This is a genomic window from Kiloniella sp. (genome assembly GCF_965205715.1).
Taxonomy (GTDB): Bacteria; Pseudomonadota; Alphaproteobacteria; order Kiloniellales; family Kiloniellaceae; genus Kiloniella.
The window spans coordinates 493,191-510,169 of the sequence record NZ_CBDBHW010000014.1; the positions used below are offsets into that span (position 1 = coordinate 493,191).

General features: G+C 46.7%; 12 protein-coding genes. All 12 read right to left on the reverse strand.

Features of this window, described 5'->3' with window-relative positions; genetic code table 11:
• Window positions 1–62 precede the first annotated feature (62 nt).
• Window positions 63–1,508, reverse strand: a complete 1,446-nt coding sequence (gene pyk, locus ACOGW3_RS19180) for a pyruvate kinase (protein ID WP_419904434.1) — start codon at window positions 1,506–1,508, stop codon at window positions 63–65.
• 52 nt (window positions 1,509–1,560) lie between these two features.
• Window positions 1,561–2,646, reverse strand: a complete 1,086-nt coding sequence (locus tag ACOGW3_RS19185; protein ID WP_419904435.1) for an ABC transporter ATP-binding protein — start codon at window positions 2,644–2,646, stop codon at window positions 1,561–1,563.
• Window positions 2,647–2,681: 35 nt separating this feature from the next.
• A complete protein-coding gene (locus tag ACOGW3_RS19190; RefSeq protein ID WP_419904436.1) occupies window positions 2,682–4,400 on the reverse strand; it encodes an ABC transporter permease in 1,719 nt (572 codons plus the stop codon).
• 106 nt (window positions 4,401–4,506) lie between these two features.
• On the reverse strand, window positions 4,507–5,853 hold the full coding sequence (locus ACOGW3_RS19195) for an ABC transporter substrate-binding protein (RefSeq protein WP_419904437.1): 1,347 nt from the start codon (window positions 5,851–5,853) through the stop codon (window positions 4,507–4,509).
• A gap of 203 nt (window positions 5,854–6,056) precedes the next feature.
• The gene (locus ACOGW3_RS19200) at window positions 6,057–7,418 is read right to left on the reverse strand and encodes a sigma-54-dependent transcriptional regulator (RefSeq protein ID WP_419904438.1); all 1,362 of its coding nucleotides are present in this window, start codon (window positions 7,416–7,418) and stop codon (window positions 6,057–6,059) included.
• Window positions 7,408–9,855: an ATP-binding protein gene (locus ACOGW3_RS19205; RefSeq protein ID WP_419904439.1), complete on the reverse strand. Its 2,448-nt coding sequence runs from the start codon at window positions 9,853–9,855 to the stop codon at window positions 7,408–7,410. The genes ACOGW3_RS19200 and ACOGW3_RS19205 overlap by 11 nt, the downstream gene beginning before the upstream one ends.
• Window positions 9,855–11,213 carry an ABC transporter substrate-binding protein gene (locus ACOGW3_RS19210; protein ID WP_419904440.1) on the reverse strand — a complete coding sequence of 453 codons (1,359 nt, stop codon included), beginning with the start codon at window positions 11,211–11,213 and terminating at the stop codon, window positions 9,855–9,857. The genes ACOGW3_RS19205 and ACOGW3_RS19210 overlap by 1 nt, the downstream gene beginning before the upstream one ends.
• 520 nt (window positions 11,214–11,733) lie before the next feature.
• On the reverse strand, window positions 11,734–12,693 hold the full coding sequence (locus ACOGW3_RS19215) for a GlxA family transcriptional regulator (RefSeq protein WP_419904441.1): 960 nt from the start codon (window positions 12,691–12,693) through the stop codon (window positions 11,734–11,736).
• A 120-nt stretch (window positions 12,694–12,813) separates the two neighbouring features.
• Window positions 12,814–13,431: a hypothetical protein gene (locus ACOGW3_RS19220; RefSeq protein ID WP_419904442.1), complete on the reverse strand. Its 618-nt coding sequence runs from the start codon at window positions 13,429–13,431 to the stop codon at window positions 12,814–12,816.
• 13 nt (window positions 13,432–13,444) lie between these two features.
• A complete protein-coding gene (locus ACOGW3_RS19225; protein ID WP_419904443.1) occupies window positions 13,445–14,521 on the reverse strand; it encodes an aminomethyltransferase family protein in 1,077 nt (358 codons plus the stop codon).
• A gap of 64 nt (window positions 14,522–14,585) precedes the next feature.
• Window positions 14,586–15,398, reverse strand: coding sequence for an IS21-like element helper ATPase IstB (istB, locus tag ACOGW3_RS19230; protein ID WP_419901088.1), 813 nt, complete (start codon window positions 15,396–15,398; stop codon window positions 14,586–14,588).
• Window positions 15,395–16,903, reverse strand: a complete 1,509-nt coding sequence (gene istA, locus ACOGW3_RS19235) for an IS21 family transposase (RefSeq protein WP_419901087.1) — start codon at window positions 16,901–16,903, stop codon at window positions 15,395–15,397. The genes istB and istA overlap by 4 nt, the downstream gene beginning before the upstream one ends.
• Window positions 16,904–16,979 lie beyond the last annotated feature (76 nt).

Consider the following 16,979-nt stretch of genomic DNA (forward strand, 5'->3'; position numbering starts at 1 on the left):
AGCTGCATCAGTTCAAGGTTTTTTCCAACCCAAAATATATTTTAATTAAACATTTGTTTTAACTAGAGGTTTTCCACATGAATTAAATTGGTTCCACCCGGTGTTCCAAAAGGCACACCTGCTGTTACAATTACCAACTCTCCTTTCTTATCGGGTTTGTCCTCTAATAGTGTTTCTCGAACAATCGTCACCATATCCGAGAAATTAGATGCATCTGGGGTTGCGATACTTTGGACGCCCCAGACCAGACTTAAAAACCTTGCCGTATCCGTGTTCGCCGTCAACCCAAGGATATGGGCTTCGGGCCGTTCACGCGCCATACTGACTGCCGTAGATCCACTTGTCGTGAAAGTAGCAATCGTTTCACAGTCCAAAGATTTACAAAGCTCTTTTACTGCCTTGCTCATCGCAAAGGGAACCTGTTTTCCCTTAGGTTCAAGGTTGGAGTTCACCGTTGGAATGCCATGTTCAAAAACATCACTTTCAACTCGTTCAATGATATCACCCATAACGCTAACGGCTTCGATCGGATAACTCCCGGCTGCGGTTTCCGCACTTAACATTACAGCATCAACCCGCGCATAAACTGCATTTGCCACATCAGATGCTTCTGCACGAGTTGGGGTCGGCGCAGAAATCATAGATTCAAGCATCTGAGTAGCAACGATGACCGGTTTCCCGAGTTGGCGACAGGTCGCAACGATTTTTCTCTGTGCTATCGGAACCTGATCGGGGCTTAGCTCAACACCTAGATCGCCCCGAGCAACCATAACGGCATCAGAGGCCTCGACAATACCTGCCAAGTGATCCAAGGCAGAAGGTTTTTCCAGTTTGGATACAATTGAAATCGGCTCTTTAGCCAGTGTACGCAACTCGTGCACATCCTCGACGACCTGCACAAAACTCAAAGCAAAAATTTTGATGCCTTGAGACAGAGCGAATGTTAGATCCAAACGGTCTTTTGCCGTCATTGAACCAATAGGCAGGGTAACATCAGGAACATTAACCCCCTTACAACTACTTAAAACGACACCGACCTCAATGGTGGTAGAGATTTTTCGATCTGAAGTTTCCGTTACCCGTAGAGACAAGCGGCCATCATCGAGCAACAGGCGGCTGCCGGGTTTTACGGTGCGGTATATTTCCGCATGGGGTAAAGTAGCTTGTTTCCCATTCCCAATAATTTCATCCAAAACCAAGTCAAAGAGCTCGCCCTGTTTGATCATCGTTCCCTTGTCCACTTGACCGATACGAAGCTTTGGACCCTGAAGGTCCGCAAGTAAGGTAATGGGGCGGCCAATGGCGGCTTCAATTTCTCTGATCAGATAGATGGTTTTTCGGTGGGCATCGTGGCTTCCGTGGCTAAAATTTAGACGAAAGACATCCACGCCGGCTTCTAATAACGCATAGATGTTTCGGCGATCCTGACTGGAAGGGCCAAGGGTTGCAATAATTTTTGTCGCACGCCCACGGGATTGGGGCATGGGATGAGGCAGAGGATGGAGCATGCCCCAATCCTCCAGGATCTGCGAGTTTTGGGATATTGGGTTGTTCATCCCACTATACCCGAACCACGACAGGATCATCCGTCGGAATTGTGAGTTCTACTTGCGCGCCCTCTTCAAAGTGCCCCCTTCCCCGCTTATGAACCTCATCGACAAGTAGATCATGACCGGCGACATTAACACTATATCGCACTATGCCCCCGAGGAATTCCCGATCAAGAACCTCCCCCTTGATTAAAATTTCACCGTTGCGAGGCGCTGTACCAGCTTCATAGAGAGAAACGCCCTGTGGTCTGAACACGATACTCGCCTCACCTTGAACATCCGAGGTTAATGGGATCTGGAAGTTGTTGTCACTGACAAAAAGCGGTTTGCCACCTTCCAGCTTAAACGCGCCGTCAAGGATGTTTGCCGTGCCGAGAAAAGATGCAACGAAACGGTTGTCAGGTTTGTCATACAGCTCTTGAGGAGATCCGACCTGTTGAATAATGCCTTCGTTTAAGACAGCGATGCGATCAGATGTGGTGTTGGCCTCTTCTTGATCATGTGTCACAAAAATCGTTGTAAGCCCCAGCTTCCGCTGCAAAGCCAGTATATCCCGGCGCATTTGCACCCGCAGATTGGCATCGAGGTTTGAGAGCGGCTCATCCAAAAGCAATATCCGTGGTTCAACAACAATCGTCCGTGCCAAAGCAATACGTTGCTGCTGCCCACCGGACAGCTGTGAAGGCCTGCGATCAGCCAAGTGCTTTAGATCGACAAGGTCAAGTGCCTCATCAACGCGCCCATCAATTTCTGTTTTGGGAACCTTTCGTTCTTCCAATCCAAAGGCGACGTTTTTGCGAACACTCATGTGTGGCCAGAGGGCGTAACTCTGAAAAACCATGCCCACATTACGCTTCCAGGGCGGGAGCTTGGTAACATCATCCCCGCCAATCAATATCCGCCCCGTTGGGGTCGGGCCAAAGCCGGCAATGGCACGCAAAAGAGTTGATTTTCCTGACCCAGATGGCCCTAGGAAAGCAAAAAATTCACCGGGCTTAATGTTCAAATTTATCCCTTTGAGAACATCGACATCACCAAAACTCAGGCCAACGTTTTCAATGTTAATTCCAACCGATTTTGTTTGACTTAAAGACATTTCTTTTTGTCCTTCTTATTATAAACGTGAGCCGATTATTGATCAGGAGAAAGCGCGTGTTCGCGCTTGGTCCGCTCAATAATTCGGTGAGAGGCATAGGTGCCCAGAGCAACGATTAAGACCGCAAGTATGCCAAGTGCAGCTCCTGGTCCCCGTCCCGCAGCTGACTGCATGAAGACGTAGATTCCATAGGCAAGAGGCGCATCTGATTCGCTTGAGACCAGCATGATGGTTGCCGATAACTCAACCGCCGCGGTGGCGAAGCTGGTAACAAATCCCGCAAGAATTCCGCCGCCCATAAGCGGGACAACAATCCTGCGAACAGTGCTCCACTTGGTCGCCCCAAGATTTTCAGCAGCTTCTTCGAGAGAAACGGCAACTTGCTGGAGTGCCGCGACACAGGCACGAAGAGCATAGGGCAAACGACGAACAGAAAGAGCGATGACGATGATCAGCCAGAAGTTTGCCAGAGATGTATCCGTCATTGGCACATCCACCTCATAGAAAGTACGCAGATAGCCAATACCCAAGACCACACCAGGTACTGCAAGGGCAGACATGGCAAGGAAATCAAGCGCTTTACGCCCCGCAATCCCGGTCCGCCAAACTACATAGGCGATGGCCGTTCCAAAGATGACATCGACCAATCCGGCGATCCCTGCATAGAGCAAGGTATTGCTAATGTACTGGCCCGCCGAATTAAACACCTCGAGATAGTGATCAAAAGTGTAAGCATCCGGCAGCACACTAAAGGACCAGATAGTGCCAAACGACAGTAACAAGAGGCCAATATGAGGGGCGAGAACAATCCCGAGAATAAAAAGGATTACGCCATAACAGGCGGCTTTTTCAAGCGGGCTAAGGTCTCGCTTCATCAATCCACCGCCACCCTTTTGCGTGGTCGCATAGTCCTTGCCTTTCATTGCCAGAAACGACACCCACAAAGAAAAGAGCGAGAAGACAACGAGAATGACAGAAATCACATAGCCCATAGGATCGGAGATGCCGACGGAAGAAATCCGCAGATAGGCTTGTGGTGCCAGCATGTTGTTAACGTTCAAGAGCAGTGGTGTGCCAAGGTCATCAAAAACCTTAAGGAAAACCAGGGATGCCCCGGCAATATAACCCGGCATACCAAGGGGGAAGACAATACGACGGAACAGCCGCATCCCTGAGGAGCCAAGTGACAACGCCGCCTCTTCCATAGAGCGATCAATATTAGACAGGCTGGCCGACAGATTGATCAGGATAAAGGGGAAGTAGTGTATGGATTGGACAAAAATAACCCCGTTCAACCCCTCCATAAAAGGAATGGTAAAGCCAAAGTTCTCGTCCAGGAGCAGGTTTACACTCCCGTTCCCACCAAACAGGAGTTGCATCGCAACGGCGCCAACAAAGGGGGGCATGATCAGAGGAACAATACCCAGGGTTTGGATAAGCGCTGTGCCGCCAAAGTTGAAACGGGTCGTGAAATAGGCCAGAGGTAAGGCAATAAAGGTTGCCACTACTACCGATATCGACGCGACGTAAAATGAGTTAAAGAATGATTCCTGAAATAGCGATGTATTAAAGAAATCCATAAAATTGACGAGGGTAAAGGCCCCCGTGCTTGGGTCCTGAAAGGCAACAAAAATTACCTTCGCAACTGGGATACCAAGAAAGACAAGGAGAAAGAGGCCGATAAACGCAGCGACTATTCCGGGACCCCATTGGCCACGCATAGCAGTAGCACGGGCCCAAGTTACCGTAGACATAGAATTCTCCTGAAAAAGGAAAGTTCGCAAACAAAAAGGGGCACGGATGTTCACAAGAAAAACGGATAAACATCCGTGCCAGACAGGGTGACGTCTTGTTTACTGGTTAGATTTTAGAAAGAGCTTCTTCTGCCAGCTCTTTAGCTTTTGCATAGTTGGCAACAGCCATGGCATCCCATTCCTGCTCCACCTCGGCCTGACGACCAGTTACTTTATCAGTGGCTTTTTTACGTTTCTTTTTAAAAATTGCCGCAAAGTCTTCATCCATAGATTTTGCTTCGTCAATCGGTAGAGCCGCAACAAGTCCACGTGCTTCATTCAAAAGTTTTTGGGCTTCAGTATTTGGTGTTTTTGCCAAAGCAATTTCCGCGAGTTGGATTGCTTTAGTTGCTTCACGTAGGTCGTCCAAACGATAGGTAATCATCACGTCAAACAAGGAGTTCACCAGGTTGTAACGATTTTTGGATTTAGCGAGATCAAACTTCACCGCAGAACCAATGGAACTGTCCTTGAAAGGATTTGGAAAGTTTTCAGGGGCATTCGCATAGGTTTTTGGGTTAACCGGCAGACGACGGATCTTTGGATCGAGTAAAAGTTCCTGACCTGTTGAGCTCAATAGGAAGTCGATAAATTCGCCGGCAGCTTTTTCGTTTGGTGCATCTTTAACGATACCAATGTTTGCAGGAACCAGTGTCGTCATTGAAGGATAACGGAAATCAACCGGGAAACCGGATCCCTTGGAAGACAGACCAAAGAAATCAATCACGATGCCGACGCCGAAATTACCACTGTTTACGCCATCAGGAACACCAAAACTACGCTCAGTAACAGTTTTAAAATTACCGGCCATTTCTTTCATAAGGCCCCAACCCTTGTTCCAACCTTCGCCCTGAAGCAAGGTTTCAACTGTCAGGTGGGTTGTCCCTGAACGGGAGGGTGCAGACATACCGACGTGACCATGGTAGATCGGCTTGCGCAGGTCATCCCATTCCTGAGGTGCAGGGAGCTTTTTCGCTTTAGTATAACGCGTGTTCCACATGATACCGTAGCCGGCCGCAGCAAAACCTTTGTAATAACCTTCGGGATCGTTGATAGGGAAAGCACCGACCTTGTCGGGAATACCGGTAACAGAGCTGCTGTATTTTTGTAAGAGCCCGTCGTCTTTCAGGATCTCAAAGGCATCTGGCGCTGAGGCCCAGAACAAATCCGTTTTGTTTTTGGCTTTTGTTTCTTGGATATACTTAATACCAGCTGTGGTTTTTTTCTTTAGAATTTCCAGTTTGATGCCTGGATTATCTTTTTCAAATGCTGCTTTGAAGACCTTTGTCAGATCCGAGGGAAAGGATGTAACAATGGTAAGTGTGTCGTCTGCGGCAAGTACCGTATAGGGTGACAAAGCAATACCCGCGGCCAGCGTTACGCCAGATAGTACCTTTGAAAAGTGAAGCCTCATTTTCTGTATCCTCCAGTTTTTCTATTTCGTTGAAGCAGCCACTTGAGCAGCTGCTCACATCTTAAATAGCAAGGAGGATGCCAGTTTTTATAAATCGCATAACCACTTGTTTTATTTTCATTAATTATACAGTTAATAAATACTTTTTTCTAAAATGCGTCATATTCAACTCAAGATTTTTTTGTTATTGGGTCAGAGGTGGATCAGTCTTCAAGATCCTTGAAACTTGTCTTGTCGATGCCAAAACGTTTCATCCTTAAATAGAGCTTTTTACGGGGAATACCCAACTCGTCAGCCGTTTCCGTAACCCGGCCTTTGTTACGCGTTAAGGCGGCTTCGACTATTCTCTGCTCGTGAACTGCCATTTGTTGGTCGAGATTGTATTCCCCTTCAGAGTTATCACTCTCCAGTGAAGTCCCTCCCGTTAAGCGTCGGGATATACCCAGGACAAAACGTTCGGCGACATTTCGCAACTCGCGGACATTGCCTTCCCACTTGCGACTTGCGAGATCGTCAAGATGCCTGGGCTCAATATTCGGCACCTCTTTTTTTAATCTGTCAGCTGCTAATTGGACAAAATGGGTAAAGAGCATAGGGACATCACCGAGGCGATCTCTTAACGGGGGAATTTCAAGTTGTGCAACAGAAAGGCGATAGTAAAAATCATCCCTGAACGATCCTTGTTTTGCCAACTCCAGCAAGTCACTTTTGGTCGCGGCGATCACCCTAATATCAACGGGAATTGTTGCGTTCCCCCCTAGCCTCTCGACCACGCGCTCTTGCAGGACACGGAGCAATTTCACCTGGAGATGCATTGCCATGCTCTCAATTTCATCAAGAAACAAAGTGCCCCCGGCGGAGTATTCTATTTTACCAATGCGGCGCTTGTTCGCCCCGGTAAAGGCACCGGCTTCATGGCCAAACAACTCGCTCTCAATAACCGTTTCAGGCAAAGCGCCACAGTTGAGGGCAACAAACTGGCCGTCTTTTCTTTCGCCAAAATCGTGTAAAGCACGTGCGATCAACTCTTTACCGGTACCGGTTTCGCCGTGGATCAGGACATCTACATCGGCCTCTGCCAGATTATGTAGAAGCTTTCGAAGCGAAACCATAGAACCGCTGGAGCCGATAATACGCCCTTCAAGCTGGCTCATGGCAGCCAGACGGCTGCGCAGGTCTTTGTTTTCCAAGATGAGAGTTTGTGTCTGCATTGCCCGTTTCACAACATCAATGAGAAGCTCTGGAGCGACCGGCTTTTCAATGAAGTCATAGGCCCCGGATCTAATCGCACTCAGGGCCATAGAGACATCGCCATGCCCGGTCACCAGGATGACAGGCAGTTCTGAATACAGCTGTTTAAGCGTAGAGAGCAATTCCATGCCATCCATTCCAGGCATGCGGACATCCGTTACTACCACCCCCATCCAATCGCTTGAAAGAATAGATAGGGCAGATACCGCGCTGTCCACCTCTGTAACCTCAAACCCTTCCAGCTCCAGAGTTACCTTTGCGGCCTCGCGGACATCTTTTTCGTCTTCGACAAGAAGGACCTTATTACAAATCATTTTCAACTCTTTCCTGATCAGTGCAATTGAGGACAACCCGCATGCAACTGCCTTTGCCTTCTTTACTATCAACTTCCAAAACACCGCCAAGGTCGGTGACGATCTTTTGCGTGATGGAGAGCCCAAGTCCCAAGCCTTCACCAACCTCTTTGGTGGTAAAGAAAGGGTCAAAAATTTGCCCTTTAAGCTCCTCATCAAGACCACAGCCGTTATCGATAATCTCTATTGCACATCGGCTGGCTTTTTTATCAACCCGGAGCTCCAATCGAGGAGCACTTTGCCCCTTCATGGCATCCAGGGCGTTGGATATAAGGTTAACAATGACCTGCTCCAGACGCACCAATTCGGCGAGAACACTCAATCCAGCGTCTATTTCCCCCCGCACAACATCCACCCTGTCGCCGCGAATGCGTTCTTCGAAAAGGGACAGTGCCTGATCGAGACACAATGCTACCGATACTGGTTCGATATTCTGAGAGGGACGACGGGCAAAAACTTTTAGATGATTAACTGTCTTGCCCATTCTCTCTGCGATCCGACCTATTTTTTCGATAAAGCTATGTGCCTCATCAGTTTGTCCCCTTTGTAGCAGGGTCTTGGCGTTGTGGGCATTATAGGTAATCGCAGCCAGTGTCTGATTTGATTCGTGAGCGATACCAGCAGACATCTGGCCCAAAACAGCGAGCTTCGCGGCCTGAAGCAGTTCTTCCTGTGCAGAAATCTTTTCTTGAATTTCGTTGGTCAGCAACTCGTTTGCCTTATGCAATTCAGCCGTTCTCTCTTGAATTCGCTGTTCCAACAGCCTTCTGGCTTCTCGCCGCTCTGTCGCATCTTCCAGTGTTATCAAAAACTTATCAGCCCGTCGCAGCTTGTAGCTGCGGACAGCAACATCTAGGAAAAATTCAGAACCATCCCTTCGCCGGCCTTTGATTTCCTTCAGGCTATTGGCCTTGTTTCCCAGTAATTCTCGCCACGATTCCCCCTGGCCCTCGGCAAGAAAGGTATCCACAAAAAGTGCTCCGGCAACATCTGTCTGTGCAACACCAAACAGAGATTCCGCACTTGGGTTAACAAATTCGATTGCCCCTTGTGCATCCGTGCTCACCAGGCCGACAAGCGAGTTATTAATGATGGATTTGGCGTTCGAATTCTCCACCTCCTGGGCCGTGTTTCTGAACACGAGCAAGGCTTCGGCCATTTCAGAGATTTCATCCTGACCCGAAACTTTCACATTGACGTCGAGATCGCCCGTGGCAATCGCCGCCATATTTTTTCGTAGCTCACTGAGCCGCGATACAATCCGGTTTCCCACATAGCCCCAACCGACAAAAATAAAGATCGTGACCGATACCAAGGCAGAAAGAATCAGGATAAACCTTTCTTGCGAAATGCGTTTTTCAGCATTAAGGGTAGCCTCTAAAGCCCGTTGTTCAGCCGCGAGAATTTGTGCCGACACAACCTTTTCAAGCTTAAAAAACAAATCATTATTTTCACGAAGAAGTGCGCGACCCTTGCTTTCAAAAAGCAGTTCTCTTTTGCGAAGAGCGAGAACGTCGTTCTCTCCACGTGAATAACCCAATATTTGATTAACAGCCTGACGCAGGGAAACACTCGAGGCATCGGCTTCGATTAACTCAATGGAAACCTCCAATGTATCGGCCACCTCGGCAAGGAACTGGCGGGTTACTTCGATATCATCCAAAGAGCCTTGCGTTGCCCCGCGCATGATCAGACCAACAGCCAAATTACTGGCCGCATTGACCCGCATAACGGCCTCTCGCATTTGGGTCATGTCGTTAATCGCAGTCAGTTCGCTATTTAGGTCACTCGATCGGTTTGATTGAACAAGGCGATCGAGGGCGCTTGCCATATTAAAGCTCGCATCCTCGACAATGGGATCAATTTCAGCAAGAAAATCCGCGTGCGCCCAGCGTAGGCGTTCAATAAGCCGTTCGTTATTGCTCTTCAGTTTAAAACGTTGACCAACATTATTGTCCACGTCCCGTAAGCTCGTGGAAATTTCCGGGAGAATGGTTAAAATTTCATCCCGATTTTCGCTGTCAATAAGATCGGGGTTTAGGTCAAGAAGTGCCTTGAGACGACTAATTTGTTCTTCAATATTTTGTCGAATTTTCAAGCGTTCTTTTTCAGATCCCGCTGTCAATAGGCTGGGCATATCAGCTCGAACATCCCCTCCAATTTCAGCAATACGAGCCGCAAGAGAGGTCGCGGGCAATTGAATGTTTGTCAGCCGAGACAAGTCACCACTGAGTCGCTCAAACGCCAAACCAGCGATAAAGGCTGAAAGGACAGTCGTTCCTGCAACAATTCCAAAGGCAAGGAACAAACGAATGCCGATTGTACGTAAACGTTCCCTGAACCAGGTATATTTACGCCTCGGCAAACTAGACCAAGTTAAACGCGTCGTCTCAGTCACTACTGTATACTTTCATTTTTAAGTTCTAATTCATGTAACAACATCATGGCCTTTTGAAAGGATTTCTCACTTTCGTCCTGCCAATCCTCTTCCAATCGGCTTTGTAGAGAAGATTTAGAAGTACCCGGGAATACATGTGAAAATTGATTTAGAAACGCCGCTTCAGTTGACATCATCTCTCCGACAGAAACCGATACCAGAAGATTTCGAGCCTTTTTAATGATTGCAACATCTTCTGGGGCCTCAGATCGGACCTCTAAGTTATGGAGTAATTTCCAGGCTCTGTTTAAAGGTCTCAGCCGATAAGTGATCAATTGATCAAACATTGTATTAACCAATTGATACCGTTTCGAAGACAAATCTTTGTCAAAGAAAATAGGTTCTATAAAGTCTCCCCGATTAAAGGGGCGGGGAAAGTTATCTGGGAAGACATCATAAGCATCAGGCCTGATAGGTAACCGCATGATATCATTATGAGATAGGAGACGCTGCCCCTCTAAAGAGGTGAGGAAATTGAGGAACACCATGGATAGCTTTGGAACAGAAGACTTCGTCAGAATTGCCCCGCTAGCAGGCATCAGAGTTGTTTTGGGAAAATAGGAAAATCCAATTGATTTCCCCTTGGCTTGCGCCCCCAAAGCAAAAAAATCTACGACGAGGCCAATTCCAAATCGCCCTCTTAAAACCCCATCTCGAACGCCGTAGCTGCGGGCAGTTATCGTCGAGAGATTTCCTGCCAACTCCATAAGATATGCCCATCCCTTTTCCCAACCATAGGACTGTAATATGGTCTCGACAATTACATGGGTTGTTCCCGATCGCATAGGAGACGTGATTGCGATATGACCTTGATAACGAGGGTGTAAGAGATCACTCCAACTAGAGGGAGGCACCAGTTTATGAGCCGCAAGGTATTCCCTACTCCACATGGCACCATAACCAGCCAGTGCCACCCCTCGATAATAACCATCCTTATCATCAAGATATAAATTGCCTAACCGATGAGGCTTTTTTTTAATACTACGTTGTAATTTACCTGCCTTCTTAAGACTTTCAAAAGCGTCCACTGCACTCGCCATAAAAAGGTCTGGCGATGGTTGACGGTCATTTAGAACATGAGCCACCGCTGCCGGTGTTTTTTTAAATAAAAATCGTAACCGTATATCGGGGTATTTTTCACGAAATGCTTTTTCCAGTGGCTTAACATACTGTTCGGCATAAGAGGTGAGAATTATGATCGGTTGAGCCGTTTCCAAGGAGCTTTCACCCGATGCAAAAGCATTCTTCCAACAGCCAAGCATAACCAGAACAATCAAAGCCCGGATGATATTTATCCCGACTATTTTTTTGCCAAACATAATAAACACTCAAATCCCAATTCAATTCACCATCAAACGACACTCTCGGGTCATTTATAACACACAGTTAACCATCATGCGTCACTATTGACCCGTTACGCTTCATCATCCAAGTAATAAATACGGGCTTATGTATTCACAAATATCTCACTAACCCGCGAAAACTGGCTTAAAAGAAGCACACTTACAGTGCATTTAAAAAGACGGCTCATCGATTATCAGCAATCCTCGTGCCAATAACTCACTTCACCCTCACCCTTTACCCAATGTTATTTTTAAAATCAGAGAGTGAACCACATTCGTTGTATTGTGATTTGAATAAAGAGAACTAACTTCTCAAACGTCAAAAAGCCCCTCAACTTATACAAGATGAGGGGCTTTTTAATGGTTGCGGGGGGAGGATTTGAACCTAAAATCTTCAGGTTATGAGACTGTTAGCCCCAACCAATAACATATAAAGCCTCCTACACCGCCAAAAGAAATACTAGAATAACAGGCTTGAAGGAGATCACATTCAAATTCAGCCGTATGTTGAACTTAACGAGCGATCCTTCCTAGGTACGGTGCCGAAATATCCTCTGTATGCCTTAGAGAAATGTGAAAATGATGCGAAGCCACAGGCGACAGAAATTTCACTAACGGTCAAAGATGTCTGCCGTAATAAAGAACGAGCTCGTTTAAGACGTAATCCATTATAATACCGTCGTGGAGTTGACTTGAGGTGGCGTGCAAAAAGCCTCTCAACCTGACGTTTTGAGGTCTCAATTTCAGCCGCAATCTCTTCTGATGTAAAAGGTATTTCTATATTATCTTCCATAACCCGAACAGCTTTGGCTAACTTTCCTGACATTTTTTCCAGAATAAGATTACGGTGATTTATAGAAGACTCTTTTCGCACTTGATGGTTCAAAGTTTCTGCAACTTGACTGACAATCTCAGCTCCGCATCGATGCTTTATCACATTGAGGACCATATCAAGCGATGCAACATGGCCGGTACAAGTGATACGGTTTCGATCCCAAGTATAGAGTGCATCCTGTATTCCCACAGATGGAAAAAGTTCACGGAAACTGTCATGATAAACTATTGGAATAGAACATTGATACCCATTAAGTAAATTTGCACTCGCGAGTTCATGACAAGCTCTACCAATAGTCCCCAGATAAACACCTTGCCGATCAAGACGTTTCAGCCAATTAATCAAAGTCAGTGATTTTGATGCTTTGAAACCTTCTCCGCCATAGATAAGGGCCAAATCAAAAGCCTCATCTTCACCAACCTTAATTTGTGGCTGCATAACAAACTCATCATCCAACTCAATTGCCTGTCCATCAAGAGTTGCAATTTGCCAAGTAAAGACCGAATAGCTAGCAATTAAATTAGCCGTTTTCAGAGCTTTTATTGTTAAACCAACTTCATAAGAGGTTGAATTGGGCAAAATAACTAAGGTAACTCGCCGTAGCTCTCTTTTTTTCAACATCCCTTTTATCCCAACATATGGATCATGCCGCATTTTCAATATTCGGATTTCTTGGCATTATCACTTTAATCCTGCCCGAAACGACCCTCAGCGAAGGACATTCACAGGTATTGCGCCGTATTATTTCAACGTAAAGAAATTAGCATCGGCGAATACATCAGCAACCACGTTGACAACGAACTCAAATGAAGCTGTGTCAAAAAATAAATTATAAGCAGGGCTGCTGAAATGATCGGATCGGATAATCACAGCATCAAGATGTGCTGCGCGGGTTTGAGCTACTTCCAAGTTTGAAAAACTCCGCTCTCGCATATCGAGTGTTGTGAGGTTTTTCATGGCCTGCAATGCTCCTGGACCAGAGAGGTTAAGCCAGGACCAACTTTCCTCGCGGTACGCATCAAAACCTTTTGAATCCAGTTCCTTATCTTCAGCCCATTTCCGTTTCAGATCCCTAACTGTGTCACTTGGATTTGTCAGACTTTCCAGGATTAGCACCTCGTTTTCACCTAACCGGACAATTTCTGCACCAGAACTCATACGCGACATGGAATTAATTTGATCAGGCCAAGGCAATGACTGGTCTTTTAGCCATCGAGACGTCCCTTGCCCACGAAGACCGAACCGTTCAACTTTTGAACAATCCAACACTATGTTTCGTGAACAATTAAGAGATCTGGCCACAACAGGCATCACTTCCCAGAAAGGTGTTTTACGGTGGGGATCCTCAAACAATTTCATCTTATATATCCTGTTATATATCCTGGCGTATGTTGTCGGGATCAAAGAAATGTGGAGATACGACTGCTGCCATAAGCTCTCGACCACAAAGCCCACGAATATTTAGTTGCGACCCGGGGGCGGCATCTTCCGGATGTGCGTATGCCATGCCTATTGACTTATTTAAGGTCGGCGAATGGCAAAGTGAAGTAACAAAACCAACTGGTTCATCGTTACGTATAACCAATGATGATTCTTCAATTTTTACGCCATGATTGTCAGGTAATTCGAACCCACAAAGTTTACGTTTTGTACCCAAAGCCCGACGGGCCTCAATCGCTGTTTTTCCTTGATAACATTCTTTCTTTCGTGATAGCGCCCACTCCATCCCCAATTCATCTGGTGTAGACAGGGCATCAGTATCCTGCCCAATGATAATATGACCCTTTTCAAGCCTTAAGATACGAGAAGCTTCAAGACCATAAGGTTTCAGGAAAAATTCGCCCCCTACCTCGGATAAGGATGACCACAGAACTGAGCCATAAGATTGTGGCGTATGAAGTTCAAAACTCAGTTCACCGGTAAAGCCAATACGCATTATCCGGACCAGACAATCTGCAATAAAACCTGTACGACCTTCTAAAAAAGGAAAGGCTTTGGGTGATAAATCAATATCACCTGTCAAACTTTCAAGAACCTTACGTGCGTTTGGTCCCGTAACGTTAATTCCCGCAAAAGCCGCTGTAATGTTTTGTATATCAACATTCATTTGCCATTGTGCATTAAGCCAAAGCATTTCGGAAAAAACACGCGCGACGGCCCCTGTAGTCGCAGTCACATAGAGGTAATCATCTGCGATACGAAAAGCGACACCGTCGTCAATTACCGACCCCATATCATTTAACATCAAGCAATAGCGTACACGACCAACGGGCTGTTTAGCATGTGCCATTGTATAAATCCGATCGAGAAACGCCCCTGCATCAGGCCCCCGAATGGCAAGCTTGCCCAGTGTAGATACATCCAACATACCAACGTTTTTTCTAACGTTACGAACTTCATCTTGAATTATGGTTTTCGCGTTGTTTGTATCTCCATTGTAGAGCGTCAACCACTTTGTCCGGTTGCGTCAACCACCTTGGCCGCTTTTGATGCGGCTGTGATCTGACGTTTATTTACGATGCTTCAGGCATATTTTTCACCTTTTTGTTTGTGGTTTTCCGCAACATTTTTTTGAGATTTTGGGCGGCTTCCCATTGTCTGTAGCTGTCGATATTCATCTCAAGAATGGTTGAGTGGTGAACAAGACGATCGATTGCTGCAACGGTCATGGCCTTATCTTGAAAAATATTGTCCCATCCGCTAAAAGGTTGATTGGCAGCAATTGCAATACTTCGGTACTCATATCGTCTGGCGATCAATTCAAAGAGCACGGATGTTTCAGATATATCCCTTTGTGCATAGGTAATATCATCGAGAATGATGAGATCAAATTTATCGAGTTTTGCGAGGGCGTTTTCGAGCATAAGTTCACGTCTGGCAGCCTGGAGTTTTTGCACCAGATCACTGGTTTGCGTATAGAGCACACGGTATCCAGCCTCTATAAGAGCATAACCTACGGCGCATAGGAGATGAGTTTTTCCTCCCCCTGAATTTCCAATGGCAATCAGATTTGCTCTTGCGTCAATCCAGTCACCGGCAGACAAGGCTTCGACCTGCGCCTTTTTCACGTTAGGCAGCCGCTTGAAGTTAAAAGTGGCCAGAGTTTTTCCGCCCAGCAGGTTTGATGCGTTGAGATGGCGTTGAATGCGTCGCGTGTCCCTTTCGGCCAATTCATATTCGGCCAAAACGGCAAGGAACCTGGCTGCTGACCAGCCCTCCTTGTCGGATTGGATTGCGATATCTTGCCAGTGTTTGTGAAAGCTGGGTAATCGTAAGTCAGTTAGCATAAGAGGCAGCTTGTGCTGATCCACTTCAATGTTTGTCATGCCCGATCCTCCAACAGAGTATCAAAGACTGATAATGAAGGTTGAACCACGGGAATATCAGGAGGTAAATCCGTGTTCTTTTTTGTGATATTCAGCTTAAGTTTTTTTGCGCAAGGTAGCCTTCCTGCATTGATTTCTCTCGAAATCAGGTGCGCGACTTCGGCCTCACAAGCCTCTTCGTGCGCAAGGAAAAGTATCCCAACCATCTGACGACACGCATCTCTGCGGGACAACTTTTTCTGAAACAATGTCCAGGCCAGGGAGTACTCGGTTCTTGGAAAAATACTGTCACGATAAATAGAATTGGCGAGTGCCTGAGGTTTACGTTTGAGAGCATGAATGACGTGATGATAATTGATAACATGAATGCGGGGGCCTTTGCCGTGCCCCCGCTCACGAGAATGGCTGACGACATGAGTGCTGCCTAGATAGGCTTCTATCCGGTTATCGTAAATATGGACACGCAAGCGTTGACCAATTAGGCGAGAAGGGGCGCTATAAAAAACCTGCTTAACTAAAAAACCACTTGTTTTGGTAACTCTCGACACGACTTCAGTGTAATCTGTTGTTCGCCGAGGAGGTAACGCCTTGAGAGATTTCAACTCTGTTTGGATATCTTGGTCACGATGTTTGTTCCGTCTAGCAATCAGCTCGTCCAAAAATCGCCGATACTCATCCAAAGTGTCAAAGTCATTACTGCCACGCAAAATCAGGGCCTGCTTTATCGCAGTCTTAAGGTGACCGTGGTGAGATTCAATGGCACCGTTCTCGTGTGATTCCCCTCTGTTATTTCGACTGGCCTCCATACCGTAGTGCTCAACAAAAGCAGAATAACGTTTGGTAATGTCCTCCTTTTCCTCAACGCTCAAATTCCGAAAGGCCGCAGACAGGCTGTCGGTCCGGTGGTTTTCAGGAGCGCCCCCCAAGGACCAAAGCGCATTTTGTAAGTTCTCCGCAAGGGCTGTAAAACTCTCACCGCCAAGTACGACCCCAACATGTTCCCATCGGCTATATACCAGAACAAAATGATAGAGCCGATGCACCAAAGGATCTCCTGCAATGGTAATACTTAAGTCGGCTGCATCCGTGAAATCTGATTGGCCCATGTAACCCGGCTCAGGTGTTTGCCTGAAAATGATATCCTTTTCAGGGCCATTCAGAGCCCGCCATCCCCGAACTCGGCGCTCTAACGTGCGCTTGACACGGTCATCGGGAAAACGGAGCGGATAGAGGCTCTGTATGTGGCGCAACAAAGTAATGGGTTTGACCGAGTTGTCTTTATCCAAAATGGGAAGGATGTCCTTATCCCAGATATCTTCAAGCGGATCAGAAACTGTTCGCCCTCGCTTTATATTGCGTTGTGACGGTAAAGTCGCATCAACGTCAAATCGGCGGGCCGTGCGTTCGCTAAACCCTGCGCGGGCAGCGGCGGTTCGTTGACCATGAGTTTTTCTATCTGTCATGTAAAGTCTCAGTTGTTCATCTGTGATAAATTTATACGGCAAACAGGTTCCTCCAATTACATCTAGAGGTTCCTAATTTATCAACTCACAGCAGCTTGTAACTAACACCAAATTAAGC

Coding starts and splice junctions, on each gene's coding strand:
- pyk (WP_419904434.1), bottom strand. CDS start 1,508: ATGCTCCATCCTCTGCCTCATCCCATGCCCCAATCCCGTGGGCGTGCG.
- ACOGW3_RS19185 (WP_419904435.1), bottom strand. CDS start 2,646: ATGTCTTTAAGTCAAACAAAATCGGTTGGAATTAACATTGAAAACGTT.
- ACOGW3_RS19190 (WP_419904436.1), bottom strand. CDS start 4,400: ATGTCTACGGTAACTTGGGCCCGTGCTACTGCTATGCGTGGCCAATGG.
- ACOGW3_RS19195 (WP_419904437.1), bottom strand. CDS start 5,853: ATGAGGCTTCACTTTTCAAAGGTACTATCTGGCGTAACGCTGGCCGCG.
- ACOGW3_RS19200 (WP_419904438.1), bottom strand. CDS start 7,418: ATGATTTGTAATAAGGTCCTTCTTGTCGAAGACGAAAAAGATGTCCGC.
- ACOGW3_RS19210 (WP_419904440.1), bottom strand. CDS start 11,213: ATGTTTGGCAAAAAAATAGTCGGGATAAATATCATCCGGGCTTTGATT.
- ACOGW3_RS19215 (WP_419904441.1), bottom strand. CDS start 12,693: ATGTTGAAAAAAAGAGAGCTACGGCGAGTTACCTTAGTTATTTTGCCC.
- ACOGW3_RS19220 (WP_419904442.1), bottom strand. CDS start 13,431: ATGAAATTGTTTGAGGATCCCCACCGTAAAACACCTTTCTGGGAAGTG.
- istB (WP_419901088.1), bottom strand. CDS start 15,398: ATGACAAACATTGAAGTGGATCAGCACAAGCTGCCTCTTATGCTAACT.